Here is a 13,787-nt window from a genome sequence, read left to right as displayed (position 1 = left end):
CACCACACGGTGGAAGACACCGGCATCGCCATCGGCCAGGCCATCGCCAAGGCACTCGGCGACCGCCGCGGCATCACGCGTTATGCCTCGCTCGACCTTGCCATGGACGAGACGATGACGCGCGCCGCCGTCGATGTCTCCGGCCGTCCCTTCCTCGTCTGGAACGTCGCTTTCTCGGCGCCGAAGATCGGCACGTTCGATACCGAGCTGGTGCGCGAATTCTTCAATGCGCTTGCCCAGCACGCCGGCATCACGTTGCATATCCAGAACATCTACGGCGCCAATAACCATCATATCTCGGAGACGTGCTTCAAGGCCGTCGCACGCGTGCTGCGCACCGCGACCGAGATCGATCCCCGCCAAGCGGGCCGCGTTCCCTCGACGAAGGGTTCGCTGGCCTAACAAAGGCAAAACTGGAGGCCTGTTGATGGCCACGTTCCTCTTTCTGATACCGCCCGGCGCAAAATCCGGTGACGAAAAAGCCCGCATCATCCGCGACCGCTTTTCCTGGATCGCGTTCGTCCTGCCCGTGATCTGGCTGCTCTGGCATCGCGCCTGGCTCGCCGCGGCGCTTGCCTTCGCTGTCCAGGCGCTCGGCGCGGCCATATCGGACCATCCCGTCTTCGGCCTTGCCGGCCTCGGCATCTACCTTGCCACCAGCCTCATCGTCGCGCTCGAAGGCCCTGCGATGGTCGTCGCCGGCCTTGAACGCAGCGGCTGGACGGTCGATGCCGTGGTTTCGGCCGACGACCGCGCAACGGCGGAAGAGATTTATTATATGGAAACCCCGGCCGGCGAGGCAGAGATGCGCGACAGCGTTTCCCTGCCGGCCTCCGAAACCTCCGCGCGCCGGCACGCTCCCATGCTCGGCCTCGTCGGTTTCAAGGAAGGACGCTGACATGCGCGTTGCGATCATCGATTACGGCTCGGGCAACCTGCGCTCGGCCACCAAGGCTTTTGAACGCGCCGCCCGCGAGGCCGGCATCGCCGCCGAGATCGACCTGACGGACAAGGCCGAGCGCGTCGCGAGCGCCGACCGTATCGTGCTGCCCGGTGTCGGCGCCTATGCCGATTGTCGCCGCGGCCTCGATGCCGTGCCCGGCATGGTGGAGGCGCTGCGCGAGACGGTCGAGGCGAAAGCCCGCCCCTTCCTCGGTGTGTGCGTCGGCATGCAGCTGATGTCCTCGCGCGGCCTCGAAAAAACCACGACCGAAGGCCTCGGCTGGATCAAGGGCGATGTCGTCAAGATGACACCCGGCGACCAGAGCCTGAAAATCCCGCAGATCGGCTGGAACACGCTGGATCGAAGACAAGCGCATCCGCTGTTTTCAGGCATCCCGGAGACACTGCACGCCTATTTCGTGCACTCCTACCACCTTGCCGCCGAAAACCCCGAGGATGTGGTCGCGACCGTCGATTACGGCGGCCCGATGACCGCCTTCGTCGCCAACGGCAACAAGGCCGGCGCGCAGTTCCACCCGGAAAAGAGCCAGACGCTCGGCCTCGCCCTCATCACCAATTTCCTGCGCTGGAAGCCCTGACATGATCCTCTTTCCCGCCATCGACCTGAAAGACGGCCAGTGCGTTCGCCTGAAACTCGGCGACATGGACCAGGCCACCGTTTACAATCCCGACCCGGCCGCCCAGGCGAAAGCCTTCGAAGACCAGGGCTTCGAATGGCTGCATGTCGTCGATCTCAACGGCGCCTTCGCCGGTGAGAGCGTCAACGGCGCCGCCGTCGATGCGATCCTCAAGGCGACGAAGAACCCGGTGCAGCTCGGCGGCGGCATCCGCACGCTCGACCATATCGAAAACTGGCTGTCGCGCGGTCTCTCCCGTGTCATCCTCGGCACCGTTGCGGTGCGCGATCCGGCGCTCGTTATCGAGGCCTGCAGGCAGTTTCCGGGCAAGGTCGCCGTCGGCATCGACGCCAAGGGCGGCAAGGTCGCCGTCGAGGGCTGGGCGGAAGCCTCAGAGCTCGGCGTGATCGAGCTCGCGAAGAAGTTCGAGGGTGCGGGCGTCGCCGCGATCATCTACACCGACATCGACCGCGACGGCATTCTCGCTGGCATCAACTGGGCCTCAACACTGGAGCTCGCCGGGGCCGTTTCCATCCCCGTCATCGCCTCGGGCGGGCTTGCCTCGATGGACGATATCCACCGCCTCGTCGCCCCCGATGCCCGCAAGCTCGAAGGCGCGATTTCCGGCCGGGCGCTCTATGACGGCCGGATCGATCCGACCGAAGCGCTGGCTGCCATCCGTGCAGCGCGGGGAGAAGCCGCATGACCCTGAAAGCCCGTGTCATTCCCTGCCTCGACGTGAAGGACGGCCGTGTCGTCAAAGGCGTCAGCTTCCTCAATCTCGTCGATGCCGGCGATCCCGTCGAATCGGCGAAAGTCTATGATGCGGCCGGTGCCGACGAGCTTTGCTTCCTCGACATCACCGCCTCCTCCGACAACCGCGACACGATCTTCGACGTCGTGGCGCGCACCGCCGATCATTGCTTCATGCCGCTGACCGTCGGCGGCGGCGTGCGCACCGTGGCCGACATCCGCAAGCTGCTGCTCGCCGGGGCCGACAAGGTGTCGATCAACTCGGCGGCCGTCTCCAACCCGGATTTCGTAGCCGAGGCGGCCGACAAGTTCGGCAACCAGTGCATCGTCGTCTCGATCGATTCGAAGAAGGTCTCGGCCGAAGGCGAGGAGGACCGCTGGGAGATATTCACCCATGGCGGCCGCAAGCCGACCGGCATCGACGCCGTCGCTTTCGCCGAAAAGATGGTCGAGCGCGGGGCCGGCGAATTGCTGCTCACCTCCATGGACCGCGACGGCCAGAAGGGCGGCTATGACATCGCCCTGACCCGCACCATCGCCGACCGCGTCTCCGTACCGGTCATCGCGTCCGGCGGCGTCGGCACGCTCGATCATCTCGTCGAGGGCGTGCGCGACGGCCATGCGACGGCGGTGCTGGCCGCCTCGATCTTCCACTTCGGCACCTACACGGTCGGCGAAGCCAAGCGCTACATGGCCGAGCATGGCATTGCCATGCGGCTCGACTGAGGAGAGAGCGATGAGCACCTTCACCCTTGCCGACCTCGTCGAGATCGTCGACGCCCGTTCGAAGGCCGATCCGTCGGAAAGCTGGACGGCCAAGCTCGTGGCGGCCGGGCAGCAGAAAGCGGCGAAAAAGCTCGGAGAAGAAGCCGTCGAGACCATTATCGCGGCGATCGAGGGCGACAAGGCCGCCTTGACGAGCGAAACGGCCGATTTGCTCTATCATCTGATGGTCGTATTGAAAATCGGCGGGGTGGCGCTACAAGATGTGATGGGGGAGCTGGAACGGCGCACGAGCCAATCCGGTCTCGTGGAGAAGGCCAGCCGGAAAAGCTGATGATTCAGGCAGCGCGTGACAAGGACCAGCCGGATATTCCGGATGATTTCGGCAACCGGGATTATTCGCCCTACCGCTTTTTCACGGCAGACGAATGGGCCCATTTCCGCGCCGACACGCCGCTTACGCTGACGGCCGACGAGGTTCAGCGGCTGCGTTCCCTGAACGACCCGATCGATCTCGATGAAGTCCGGCGCATCTATCTCTCGCTGTCACGCCTGCTTTCGGCCCATGTCGAATCCTCGCAGATGCTGTTCGAGCAGCGCAAGCGCTTCCTGACGCTGTCGGACGAGGCGAAGACGCCCTTCGTGATCGGCATTGCCGGCTCGGTCGCGGTCGGCAAATCGACCACGGCGCGTATCCTTGCCGAACTCCTGTCGCGCTGGCCCTCCAGCCCCAAGGTCGATCTCGTGACGACCGACGGTTTCCTCTATCCGAATGCGGTGCTCCAGCGCGAAAACCTGATGGAGCGCAAGGGTTTCCCGGAAAGCTACGATATCGGCGCGCTCCTGCGTTTCCTTTCGGCGATCAAGGCCGGCAAGAAGGACGTCAAGGCGCCGACCTATTCGCACCTGACCTATGACGTGCTGCCCAACGCCTTCCGTACCATCGACCGCCCGGATATCCTGATCTTCGAGGGCATCAACGTGCTGCAGTCGCGCAACCTGCCAGCCGACGGCAAGGTCGTGCCGATGGTCTCGGATTTCTTCGATTTCTCGATCTATATCGACGCCGAGGAGGCGCTGATCCACACCTGGTACGTCGATCGTTTCATGCGCCTGCGCGAAACGGCCTTCCGTAATCCGGATTCCTATTTCCATCGCTATGCGACGATCAACGAGACCGAGGCGTTGGGTATTGCGGAAAACCTCTGGCGCAACATCAACCTGAAGAACCTGCACCAGAACATTCTTCCCACCCGCCCGCGCGCCGACCTGATCCTGCAAAAGGGCAGGAACCACCTCATCGAGACGGTGGCGTTGCGCAAACTGTAGCCGGATTCAAGCAATCCCAGCAAAAGTGCGAAGCAGTTTTGCGTCCGGGATAGCGCTAGACATCCTCTACGGATTGACGCGGCGAAGCGTGAGATTGATCCGGCCGGTATTCTTCAGAAGCGTCGAGGTATCGGGATAGATTCGATCGACGCCGTGAAAGATAAGCCGGCTTTCCCCGCCAAAGACGAAGACATCACCACTCGATAACCGAAACGACCGCGTCGGATCATTGCGCGAAACGCCGCCGACGCGGAACAGGCATTGATCCCCGAGCGAAACAGACACAACCGGCGCGGCGAATTCGTTTTCGTCGCGGTCCTGATGCAGGCCCATTTTCGCGTCGGGATCGTAGAAATTGACGAGGCAGGCCTCGGGCGGCTTGTCGAAGCCCGAGACATCTCTCCAGAGTGCCAGAAGCGCCTCGGGAATGGCCGGCCAGGGGCGACCGGTCTCGGGATGGGTGGACTGGTAGCGATAGCCGCGCTCCTTGTCCGTCACCCAGCCGAGCGATCCGCAGTTGGTCATGCGGACCGACATCGGTTTTCCCGTCTTCGGCATGCGCGGCACGAAGAGCGGCGCCTCCGTCACGACCTGCCTTATGGCGGCGACGAGGGCCTCCTGCGCCGCGCGGTCGAGATGATCGGGGAGGTAGCGCAGCCCCTGAGCGAGGCCGCGCTCGGCCGTCGCCACTTACGCTTCCGAAAGGTCCGGAATACGCAGGACCTGGCCGGGATAGATCTTGTCCGGATGGGACAGCATCGGCCGGTTGGCATCGAAGATCACCGTATGCTTGGTGCCCTTGCCCTTGCCGTAATGCGCCTCGGCGATCTTCCAGAGATTGTCGCCCTTTTTCACGGTGTAAAGCGTCGGTGCAGCGGCCGGCGTCGATGTCTTCAGGAGTTCGGTCAGATCAAGCTTTTCGAGCTTCAAGCCGGATTCGGGAGCAACCTTGAGCTCAGCGGCTTCCACCTTGGAGATGCCGAGCGTGTTGCCGACGGCGATGACGGCCTTTTCGAAGGCGGTCTGGTCGGCCACGACGCCCTTCAGCACGCATTTGTCGCCTTCGACGGAGACTTCAACGTTCTTGGTGCCGAGATCGAAGGAATCGAGTTCCTTCTTGACCGCTTCCGCCGCCGGCGCTTCCTCATCGTCACCGATGCCGAGCTTCTTGCCGGCGTTCTTGATAAAGCTGAAGAGACCCATGCCTACCTCCCTGGTTTTTCCGAACTGGAACCTGTCCGGTTCCAGATTTCTTTATTTTCGTTTGCCCTTTCGGGAAAACCGGTTTCCACTTTTCCCTGTCAAACTCTAAGCAGAGCCTTCCCGCAAAGGAAAGGTTTCGTTTCATTCCCATCGATTAACGGCCAAGTTGCGGCAATCATTCGCCGCCGGGCTTGGCCCGCATACGTTTCACGTCCGAGCGGCCGGATTTTTCCTTGAGCCGGCGTTCGATCGAGCCTTTCGTCGGCTTGGTTTTCCGCCGCGGCGGCGGTGGCGGCGCGGCCGCCTTGAGGATCAGCTCCTTCAGCCGCTCGCGCGCATCCTCCCGGTTGCGCTCCTGGCTGCGGAAGCGGTTCGCCTCGATCAGCAGCACGCCCTCCTTGGAGACCCGGCGTCCGGCGAGCTTTTCCGCGTTCGCCTTGACCCGCTCGTTCAGGGAGGGGGAATTGCGCAGGTCGAAGAACAGCTGGACCGCGGTCGAGACCTTGTTGACGTTCTGCCCACCTGGACCGCCCGCCAGCACGAATTGCTCGGTCAGTTCCCAGCCGGCAATGGTGATCGTGTTGCTGATATAGAGAGGGTCGCTGGCCATGGAAATTCCTTTCCGGGCCGTTGTAGCCGGCAGACCGGAAAACGGAAAGTCGTTTACAGAGACGAAAAACCCGGCCTTGCGGACCGGGTTTCACGTGAATCATTACCGAAAGCTTACTCGGCGGCGACCTTGAGGCCGGGTGCTGCATCCCGCACGCTACCGTCCACTTGGTCCTCGAACTTCTCGAAGTTGGCGATGAACATGTCGACGAGCTTCTGGGCCTGCTTGTCGTAAGCGGCACCGTTGGCCCAGGTCGAGCGCGGGTCGAGGATCTTGGTATCGACCTCGGGAACCGATACCGGAACCTGGAAGCCGAAATTGTCGTCGCGGCGGAAGAGCGCGCTCTTCAGCGAGCCATCGAGGGCGGCGGCGAGCAGCGCGCGCGTCGCCTTGATCGGCATGCGGCGGCCTTCACCATAGGCGCCGCCGGTCCAGCCGGTGTTGACCAGCCAGCAGTCGACGCCGTGCTCGGCGATGAGTTCCTTCAGCAGGTTGCCATAGACCGTCGGGTGACGCGGCATGAAGGGAGCGCCGAAGCAGGTCGAGAAAGTGGCTTCCGGCTCGGTCACGCCACGCTCCGTGCCGGCAACCTTGGCGGTGTAGCCGGAGAGGAAGTGGTACATGGCCTGGTCGGGCGTCAGCTTGGCGATGGGCGGCATGACGCCGAAGGCATCGGCCGTCAGCATGATGATCGTCTTCGGATGCGGCGCACGGCCGGTCTCGCTGGCATTCGGGATGAAATGCAGCGGGTAGGCGCAACGGGTGTTTTCCGTCAGCGAGCCATCGTTGAAATCCGGAACGCCGTTGGCGTCGAGCACGACGTTTTCGAGAACCGTGCCGAAACGCTGGGTCGTCGCGTAGATTTCCGGCTCGGCTTCGGCTGAAAGACGGATCGTCTTGGCGTAGCAGCCGCCTTCGAAGTTGAAGATGCCGTTTTCGCCCCAGCCGTGCTCGTCGTCGCCGATGAGCGTGCGGTTCGGGTCGGCCGAGAGCGTCGTCTTGCCGGTGCCCGACAGGCCGAAGAACACGGCGGCATCACCATCCGGGCCGACATTGGCCGAGCAGTGCATCGGCATGACCTTTTCCGACGGCAGCAGCCAGTTCAGAACGGTGAAGACCGACTTCTTCATCTCGCCGGCATAATAGGTGCCGGCAATCAGGACGATGCCGCGCGAAAGATCGCAGGCGATCATCGTCTCGGTGCGCGCGCCATGGCGGACCGGGTCGGCCTTGAAGGTCGGCAGGTCGATGATCGTGAGCTTCGGAGCGAAGCCGGCAAGATCCTTCTCTTCCGGACGGATGAGCAGGTTGCGGATGAACAGCGAGTGCCAGGCAAGCTCGGTGACGACGCGGGTCGGAAGCGCATAATCCGCGTCCGCACCGCCGATGAGGTCCTGCACGAAGAGGTCGCGGCTGCCGGCATGGGCCAGCATGTCCGCATGCAGCGCATCGAAATGTTCGCGCGACACGGCCTTGTTGTTGTCCCACCAGATGGCGTTTTCGGTGTTTTCGTCGCGAACGACGAACTTGTCCTTCGGCGAGCGGCCGGTGTGCTGGCCGGTCAGGGCGCGAAGGGCGCCGTGGGCGGTCTTGACAGCTTCGCCGCGACCGAGCGCCTCTTCATAGAGGGCCTCTGCTGCAAAGTTATACCGAACCGTGCCGTTGGTGTTGATACCCATCGCGGTGAGCCCCAGAGCGGGGTTGCGAACGCCGATTTCCTGCATGGTCCAGATTTCCTCCGTGGACGAAGACCCATGGTGAATTTTGCCGGAAGCTAATCTGCTCCTGTCATAAAAACAAGAGGCAATCGGAAATTAGGCAATAATATCAATTAATTAATCGATTTAAATATTTGTCTGACTTTTTTAATCGGTTGAATAATCGATTTAAAAGCCCATTGGAAAACCGGCCTGAAACGTCATCCTTTATCTCTGCCACAATTTGTTCCACCTTTACCCCCAGGAAGGCGCATCACATCCAGGACAGGAACTCGGATCCGAGGTCGGGAAAGGCGCCGATGAATATGGAGACTAACAGGATGCAGACGATCGCACTCGTCGACGACGACCGGAATATTCTCACATCCGTGTCGATCGCTCTGGAGGCCGAGGGCTACAAGGTCGAGACCTATACGGACGGTGCGTCTGCGCTCGACGGCCTTCTCGCCCGCCCGCCGCATCTCGGCATCTTCGACATCAAGATGCCGCGCATGGACGGCATGGAGCTTCTGCGGCGGCTCCGCCAGAAATCGGACATCCCGGTCATCTTCCTCACCTCCAAGGATGAAGAGATCGATGAGCTGTTCGGTCTCAAGATGGGCGCCGACGACTTCATCACCAAGCCGTTCTCGCAGCGCCTGCTGGTCGAGCGTGTCAAGGCGATCCTGCGCCGCGCGTCCAGCCGCGAGGCCGCTGCCTCGGCCGGCGGTGGCACCACCGGCACACCGGCCAAGGCCGGCGAAGTGACCGCCCGCTCGCTGGAGCGCGGCCAGCTCGTCATGGATCAGGAGCGCCATACTTGCACCTGGAAGGGCGAGCCGGTGACGCTGACGGTCACGGAATTCCTCATCCTGCATTCGCTCGCCCAGCGCCCCGGCGTGGTGAAGAGCCGCGATTCGCTGATGGATGCCGCCTATGACGAGCAGGTCTATGTCGACGACCGCACCATCGACAGCCACATCAAGCGGCTTCGCAAGAAGTTCAAGATGGTCGATACCGATTTCGACATGATCGAAACGCTCTACGGCGTCGGCTACCGTTTCCGCGAAGCGGCTTAAAGTTTGCCAGGAAAAGTGGGAACCGGTTTTCTCGACAAGGCAAACGGAAACAAAGAAATTGGGACTCCGTCTGGCTCATCCAGAACCAGACGGAGTCCCAGGCGTAAAATCGCTTGCATGAACCGCGGCAGCGATGGCATGCCGCGGTCGGCGGCGTGATGTCGTCCGCATGAGGGACAGAATCAGGTGTTGCAGACCGTGCCGGACAGGGATGGAGACGACGTCGAGGGCAAGCCCGCGCCGCGCTCGCTGCGCCGCCGCTGGACGCATCCCTTCACGATCGCGCGCCGCATCTTCGGCAACGCCGTCTTTTCCAGCCTCACGCGCCGCATCCTGTTCTTCAATCTCGTCGCGCTGGTCGTGCTCGTCGCGGGCATCCTTTATCTCAACCAGTTCCGCGAGGGACTGATCGACGCCCGCGTCGAAAGCCTGCTGACGCAGGGCGAAATCATCGCCGGGGCGATTTCGGCCTCCGCCTCCGTCGATACCAACTCGATCACCATTGATCCGGAAAAGCTGCTGGAATTGCAGGCCGGCCAGAGCATCACGCCGCTGCCGAACGACGAGGACCTGGAATTCCCGATCAATCCGGAGCGCATCGCCCCGGTCCTGCGGCGGCTGATCTCGCCCACCCGCACCCGCGCCCGCATCTACGATACCGACGCCAACCTGCTGCTCGATTCGCGCCATCTCTATACGCAGGGCCAGGTGCTGCGTTTCGACCTGCCGCCGGTGGAGCCGGAAAGCACAGGCATCGTCGAGCGGCTGAACGTCTGGTTCAACCGCATGCTCCAGCCGGGCAATCTGCCGCAATACAAGGAAGCGCCCGGCGGCGACGGCTCGATCTATCCGGAAGTGATGAACGCGCTGACGGGTGTGCGCGGCGCCGTCGTGCGCGTCAACGACAAGGGCGAGCTCATCGTCTCGGTCGCCGTGCCCGTGCAGCGTTTTCGTGCGGTGCTCGGCGTTCTGCTGCTGTCGACGCAGGCGGGCGATATCGACAAGATCGTGCATGCCGAACGTCTCGCCATCATGCGCGTCGCCGGTGTCGCGGGCCTCGTCAACATCGCGTTGTCGCTGCTGCTCTCCTCGACCATCGCCAATCCGTTGCGCCGTCTTTCGGCCGCCGCGATCCGCGTGCGGCGCGGGGCCAAGGAGCGCGAGGAAATCCCAGACTTCTCGGTGCGCCAGGACGAGATCGGCAACTTGTCCATCGCGCTGCGCCAGATGACGAATGCGCTCTACGACCGCATCGACGCGATCGAGAGTTTTGCCGCCGATGTCAGCCACGAGCTGAAAAACCCGCTGACCTCGCTGCGCAGCGCCGTGGAAACACTGCCGCTCGCGCGCACGGACGAATCGAAGAAGCGCCTTCTCGACATCATCCAGCATGACGTGCGTCGTCTCGACCGCCTGATCAGCGATATCTCGGATGCCTCGCGGCTCGATGCGGAACTGGCGCGCAGCGATGCCCGCACTGTCGACCTCGAAAAGCTGCTCGGCGACCTCATCGACATCTCCCGCCAGGTCAACACGCGCAAGAAACCTGTCAGCCTCGATTTCGTCGTCGACCGCAAGGACAATCCCAAGGTCAAGTTCGAGATTTCGGGCTACGAACTGCGCATCGGCCAGATCGTCACCAATCTCATCGAAAATGCCCGCTCCTTCGTGCCGGATCCGGGCGGGCGCATCGTGGCGCGGCTGTCGCGCGGCCGCAATGACCGCTGCATCATCCAGATCGAGGACAACGGCCCCGGCATCCAGGCCGAGGACATCGACCGCATCTTCGAGCGGTTCTATACCGACAGGCCTGCCAGCGAGGACTTCGGCCAGAATTCCGGCCTCGGCCTCTCCATTTCGCGGCAGATCGCCGAAGCGCATGGCGGCACGCTGAAAGCGGAAAACATCGTCGACAAAGCGACCGGTGCGGTGCGCGGCGCACGCTTCACGCTGTCGCTGCCGGCCGGCGCGCAGAAATGAGCGACCCCGCCAACGTGCACGCGACGGCAATCGTCATCGGCACGACGGGACTTCTTTTCACAGGCCCCTCCGGCACCGGCAAGAGCGCGATCGCCCTCCATTGCATCGAGGAAGCCCGAGCGCGGGGTCTGTTTGCCGCTCTCGTCAGCGACGACCAGGTGCTGATATCCGAAGCCAATGGCCGCCTGATTGCCCGTGCACCCAAAAGCATTGCCGGACTGGCGGAAATACGCGGCGCCGGTATCGTTTCCGTAAAAACCATCGAGGCTGCGGTGCTGAACCGGGCCGTCAGGCCGATTGAGGCGCCCTTTGCCGAGCGGTTGCCGCCGGAGGAGGAACGCCTCGAGGTTCTGCCCGCCTGCTTCCTGCCGGTGACCCGCCTGCCCCTCTTCCTAGGCGCCACGGCATTTTCAACTTTGATCGCAATTCACCCGGAATTGCTTCATCCTTGATCGCAAAAGCCCCGCCAAAACGCGAAATCGGCCATTTAGGGCTTGCACTTGGCCTTTTCATTGACAAGATGGCCACCCCAGCGGTGGACGGAATTGTTGCATTGCGGTATTCGGCCGACCGTTTCGAGTTGGGAAAGTGGAGCGATTGCTGATGATCGGACTGGTGCTTGTCACCCATGGCAGGCTGGCGGAGGAATTTCGCCACGCCCTCGAACATGTGGTCGGTCCGCAGAAGGCGATCGAGACCGTCTGCATCGGCCCCGAGGACGACATGGACCAGCGCCGCCAGGACATCCTGGAAGCGGTCCAGCGCGCCGACCAAGGGCACGGCGTCATCATCCTCACCGACATGTTCGGCGGCACGCCGTCCAACCTCGCGATTTCGGTGATGTCGGGCGAGAAGATCGAGGTGATCGCCGGCGTGAACCTGCCCATGCTGATCAAGCTCGCCGGCATCCGCGGCGAAAACAACATGGAAAAGGCGCTGATCGACGCGTCCGAAGCCGGCCGGAAGTATATCAACGTGGCAAGCCGCGTCCTCAGCGGCAAGTAAGGTCCCCTGCCCTCCATGACGGTCTCGAAAGAGCTTCTCATCATCAACAAGCGCGGTCTTCACGCCCGCGCTTCTGCGAAATTCGTCCAGACGGTGGATGGCTACGATGCGGAAGTGACCGTCTCCAAGGATGGCATGACCGTCGGCGGCACCTCGATCATGGGCCTGATGATGCTGGCCGCCAGCCCCGGCTGCTCCGTTTTCGTGACGGCGACGGGCGCTGAGGCGCAGGCCGTTCTTGATGCGCTCGACGCACTTGTTGCCGACAAGTTCGGCGAGGAGATGTAAGCCTTCCGTTAATATAAGGATATAAAGACTTCTTTATGTCCGGTTGCTCCAGCGGTCGTTTCCTGATAGGAAGCGCCATCACCAAAAGCCAAAAGGCTGGAGCTCTCCATGACCACCACCCATGACTACCACGTCGCCGATATCGCGCTTGCCGATTTCGGCCGCAAGGAAATTCAGATCGCCGAGACGGAAATGCCGGGCCTGATGGCCTGCCGCGAAGAGTTCGGCGCTTCCAAGCCGCTCAAGGGCGCGCGCATCACCGGCTCGCTGCACATGACCATCCAGACCGCCGTTCTCATCGAGACGCTGGTGGCACTCGGCGCCGACGTGCGCTGGGCCTCGTGCAACATCTTCTCCACGCAGGACCATGCCGCCGCCGCGATCGCCGCCGCCGGCATCCCGGTCTATGCCGTGAAGGGCGAGACGCTGACGGAATACTGGGAATACACCGACAAGATCTTCCAGTGGACCGATGGCGGCTTCTCCAACATGATCCTCGACGACGGCGGCGACGCCACCATGTACATCCTGCTCGGCGCCCGCGCCGAGGCCGGTGAGAACGTGCTCGTCAATCCGGGTTCGGAAGAAGAAGAGATCCTGTTCGCCCAGATCAAGAAGCGTCTTGCCGCTTCGCCGGGCTGGTTTACCAAGCAGCGCGACGCCATCCAAGGCGTGACGGAAGAGACGACGACCGGCGTCAACCGTCTCTACCAGCTGCAGCAGAAGGGCCTGCTGCCCTTCCCGGCGATCAACGTCAACGATTCGGTCACCAAGTCGAAGTTCGACAACAAGTACGGCTGCAAGGAATCGCTGGTCGACGGCATCCGCCGCGGCACCGATGTGATGATGGCCGGCAAGGTCGCCGTCGTCTGCGGCTACGGCGACGTCGGCAAGGGTTCGTCCGCCTCCCTTCGTGGCGCAGGCGCGCGCGTGAAGGTCACGGAAATCGACCCGATCTGCGCACTCCAGGCCGCCATGGATGGTTTTGAAGTCGTTCAGCTCGAGGACGTCGTCTCCTCCGCCGACATCTTCATCACCACGACCGGCAACAAGGACGTCATCCGCATCGAGCATATGCGCGAGATGAAGGACATGGCGATCGTCGGCAATATCGGCCACTTCGATAACGAGATCCAGGTCGCTGCGCTCAAGAACCTCAAGTGGACGAACGTCAAGCCGCAGGTCGACCTGATCGAATTCCCGAAGGGCAACCGCATGATCCTTCTCTCCGAGGGACGCCTGCTCAACCTCGGCAACGCCACTGGCCATCCGTCCTTCGTCATGTCCGCCTCGTTCTCCAACCAGGTCCTGGCGCAGATCGAGCTCTTCACCAAGGGTGACGCCTACAAGAACGAAGTCTATGTCCTGCCCAAGCAGCTCGACGAGAAGGTCGCCCGCCTTCACCTCGCCAAGCTTGGCGCAAGGCTCACGGAACTCTCCGACGAGCAGGCCGGCTATATCGGCGTGACGACGACCGGCCCGTTCAAGGCTGAACACTACAGGTACTGATCCTTACCCGGATTATCCACAACATCTAGAG

The 13,787-nt window shown here is 62.5% G+C and carries 17 protein-coding genes; 13 read left to right on the top strand and 4 right to left on the bottom strand.

Going from position 1 to position 13,787, the window contains the following annotated elements:
- From ACOZK4_RS12110 to coaA, 7 genes are all read left to right on the top strand, one after another.
- Nucleotides 1–402: imidazoleglycerol-phosphate dehydratase (locus ACOZK4_RS12110; protein ID WP_421592091.1), on the top strand; the 402-nt coding region annotated here is incomplete at its 5' end.
- Between the two features lie 25 nt (nucleotides 403–427).
- Complete coding sequence (locus tag ACOZK4_RS12105) at nucleotides 428–898, top strand: DUF2628 domain-containing protein (protein WP_421592090.1); 471 nt, start codon at nucleotides 428–430, stop codon at nucleotides 896–898.
- 1 nt (nucleotide 899) lies between these two features.
- Nucleotides 900–1,541, top strand: coding sequence for an imidazole glycerol phosphate synthase subunit HisH (hisH, locus tag ACOZK4_RS12100; RefSeq protein WP_421592089.1), 642 nt, complete (start codon nucleotides 900–902; stop codon nucleotides 1,539–1,541).
- Nucleotide 1,542: 1 nt separating this feature from the next.
- Nucleotides 1,543–2,286, top strand: a complete 744-nt coding sequence (gene hisA / locus ACOZK4_RS12095) for a 1-(5-phosphoribosyl)-5-[(5-phosphoribosylamino)methylideneamino]imidazole-4-carboxamide isomerase (RefSeq protein WP_421592088.1) — start codon at nucleotides 1,543–1,545, stop codon at nucleotides 2,284–2,286.
- On the top strand, nucleotides 2,283–3,059 hold the full coding sequence (hisF, locus tag ACOZK4_RS12090) for an imidazole glycerol phosphate synthase subunit HisF (protein WP_134648624.1): 777 nt from the start codon (nucleotides 2,283–2,285) through the stop codon (nucleotides 3,057–3,059). The genes hisA and hisF overlap by 4 nt, the downstream gene beginning before the upstream one ends.
- Before the next feature lie 10 nt (nucleotides 3,060–3,069).
- On the top strand, nucleotides 3,070–3,390 hold the full coding sequence (locus tag ACOZK4_RS12085; RefSeq protein ID WP_421592087.1) for a phosphoribosyl-ATP diphosphatase: 321 nt from the start codon (nucleotides 3,070–3,072) through the stop codon (nucleotides 3,388–3,390).
- Nucleotides 3,390–4,385 (top strand): type I pantothenate kinase, encoded by a 996-nt coding sequence (gene coaA / locus ACOZK4_RS12080; protein ID WP_421592086.1) that lies wholly within the window; start codon nucleotides 3,390–3,392, stop codon nucleotides 4,383–4,385. Before ACOZK4_RS12085 ends, coaA begins: the two co-directional genes overlap by 1 nt.
- A gap of 66 nt (nucleotides 4,386–4,451) precedes the next feature.
- Here the strand turns inward: coaA and ACOZK4_RS12075 are convergent, their stop codons facing one another.
- The 4 genes from ACOZK4_RS12075 to ACOZK4_RS12060 all read right to left on the bottom strand — a co-directional run bounded on the left by ACOZK4_RS12075 (nucleotide 4,452) and on the right by ACOZK4_RS12060 (nucleotide 7,922).
- Nucleotides 4,452–5,075, bottom strand: a complete 624-nt coding sequence (locus ACOZK4_RS12075; RefSeq protein WP_421592085.1) for an alpha-ketoglutarate-dependent dioxygenase AlkB family protein — start codon at nucleotides 5,073–5,075, stop codon at nucleotides 4,452–4,454.
- On the bottom strand, nucleotides 5,076–5,588 hold the full coding sequence (gene lysM / locus ACOZK4_RS12070; protein WP_298105328.1) for a peptidoglycan-binding protein LysM: 513 nt from the start codon (nucleotides 5,586–5,588) through the stop codon (nucleotides 5,076–5,078). It abuts the gene before it with no gap.
- A 175-nt stretch (nucleotides 5,589–5,763) separates the two neighbouring features.
- Nucleotides 5,764–6,198, bottom strand: a complete 435-nt coding sequence (arfB, locus tag ACOZK4_RS12065; RefSeq protein WP_313530120.1) for an alternative ribosome rescue aminoacyl-tRNA hydrolase ArfB — start codon at nucleotides 6,196–6,198, stop codon at nucleotides 5,764–5,766.
- Between the two features lie 113 nt (nucleotides 6,199–6,311).
- Nucleotides 6,312–7,922, bottom strand: coding sequence for a phosphoenolpyruvate carboxykinase (locus ACOZK4_RS12060; RefSeq protein WP_421592084.1), 1,611 nt, complete (start codon nucleotides 7,920–7,922; stop codon nucleotides 6,312–6,314).
- 314 nt (nucleotides 7,923–8,236) lie between these two features.
- Between ACOZK4_RS12060 and ACOZK4_RS12055 the strand changes: the two genes are divergently transcribed.
- The 6 genes from ACOZK4_RS12055 to ahcY all read left to right on the top strand — a co-directional run bounded on the left by ACOZK4_RS12055 (nucleotide 8,237) and on the right by ahcY (nucleotide 13,756).
- Complete coding sequence (locus tag ACOZK4_RS12055; protein WP_421592083.1) at nucleotides 8,237–8,974, top strand: response regulator transcription factor; 738 nt, start codon at nucleotides 8,237–8,239, stop codon at nucleotides 8,972–8,974.
- A 198-nt stretch (nucleotides 8,975–9,172) separates the two neighbouring features.
- A complete protein-coding gene (locus ACOZK4_RS12050) occupies nucleotides 9,173–10,954 on the top strand; it encodes a stimulus-sensing domain-containing protein (RefSeq protein WP_409530392.1) in 1,782 nt (593 codons plus the stop codon).
- A complete protein-coding gene (locus ACOZK4_RS12045; protein WP_421592082.1) occupies nucleotides 10,951–11,406 on the top strand; it encodes an HPr kinase/phosphorylase in 456 nt (151 codons plus the stop codon). The genes ACOZK4_RS12050 and ACOZK4_RS12045 overlap by 4 nt, the downstream gene beginning before the upstream one ends.
- A gap of 151 nt (nucleotides 11,407–11,557) precedes the next feature.
- Nucleotides 11,558–11,959, top strand: a complete 402-nt coding sequence (locus ACOZK4_RS12040; RefSeq protein WP_117372283.1) for a PTS sugar transporter subunit IIA — start codon at nucleotides 11,558–11,560, stop codon at nucleotides 11,957–11,959.
- Between the two features lie 15 nt (nucleotides 11,960–11,974).
- Nucleotides 11,975–12,247 carry an HPr family phosphocarrier protein gene (locus ACOZK4_RS12035; RefSeq protein WP_313530107.1) on the top strand — a complete coding sequence of 91 codons (273 nt, stop codon included), beginning with the start codon at nucleotides 11,975–11,977 and terminating at the stop codon, nucleotides 12,245–12,247.
- Between the two features lie 108 nt (nucleotides 12,248–12,355).
- Nucleotides 12,356–13,756: an adenosylhomocysteinase gene (ahcY, locus tag ACOZK4_RS12030; protein ID WP_421592081.1), complete on the top strand. Its 1,401-nt coding sequence runs from the start codon at nucleotides 12,356–12,358 to the stop codon at nucleotides 13,754–13,756.
- The last annotated feature ends 31 nt before the right edge of the window (nucleotides 13,757–13,787 follow it).

It is taken from the genome of Shinella sp. M27 (assembly GCF_049199905.1).
Lineage (GTDB): Bacteria > Pseudomonadota > Alphaproteobacteria > Rhizobiales > Rhizobiaceae > Shinella.
This window is presented reverse-complemented; position numbering and strand designations above follow the sequence as displayed.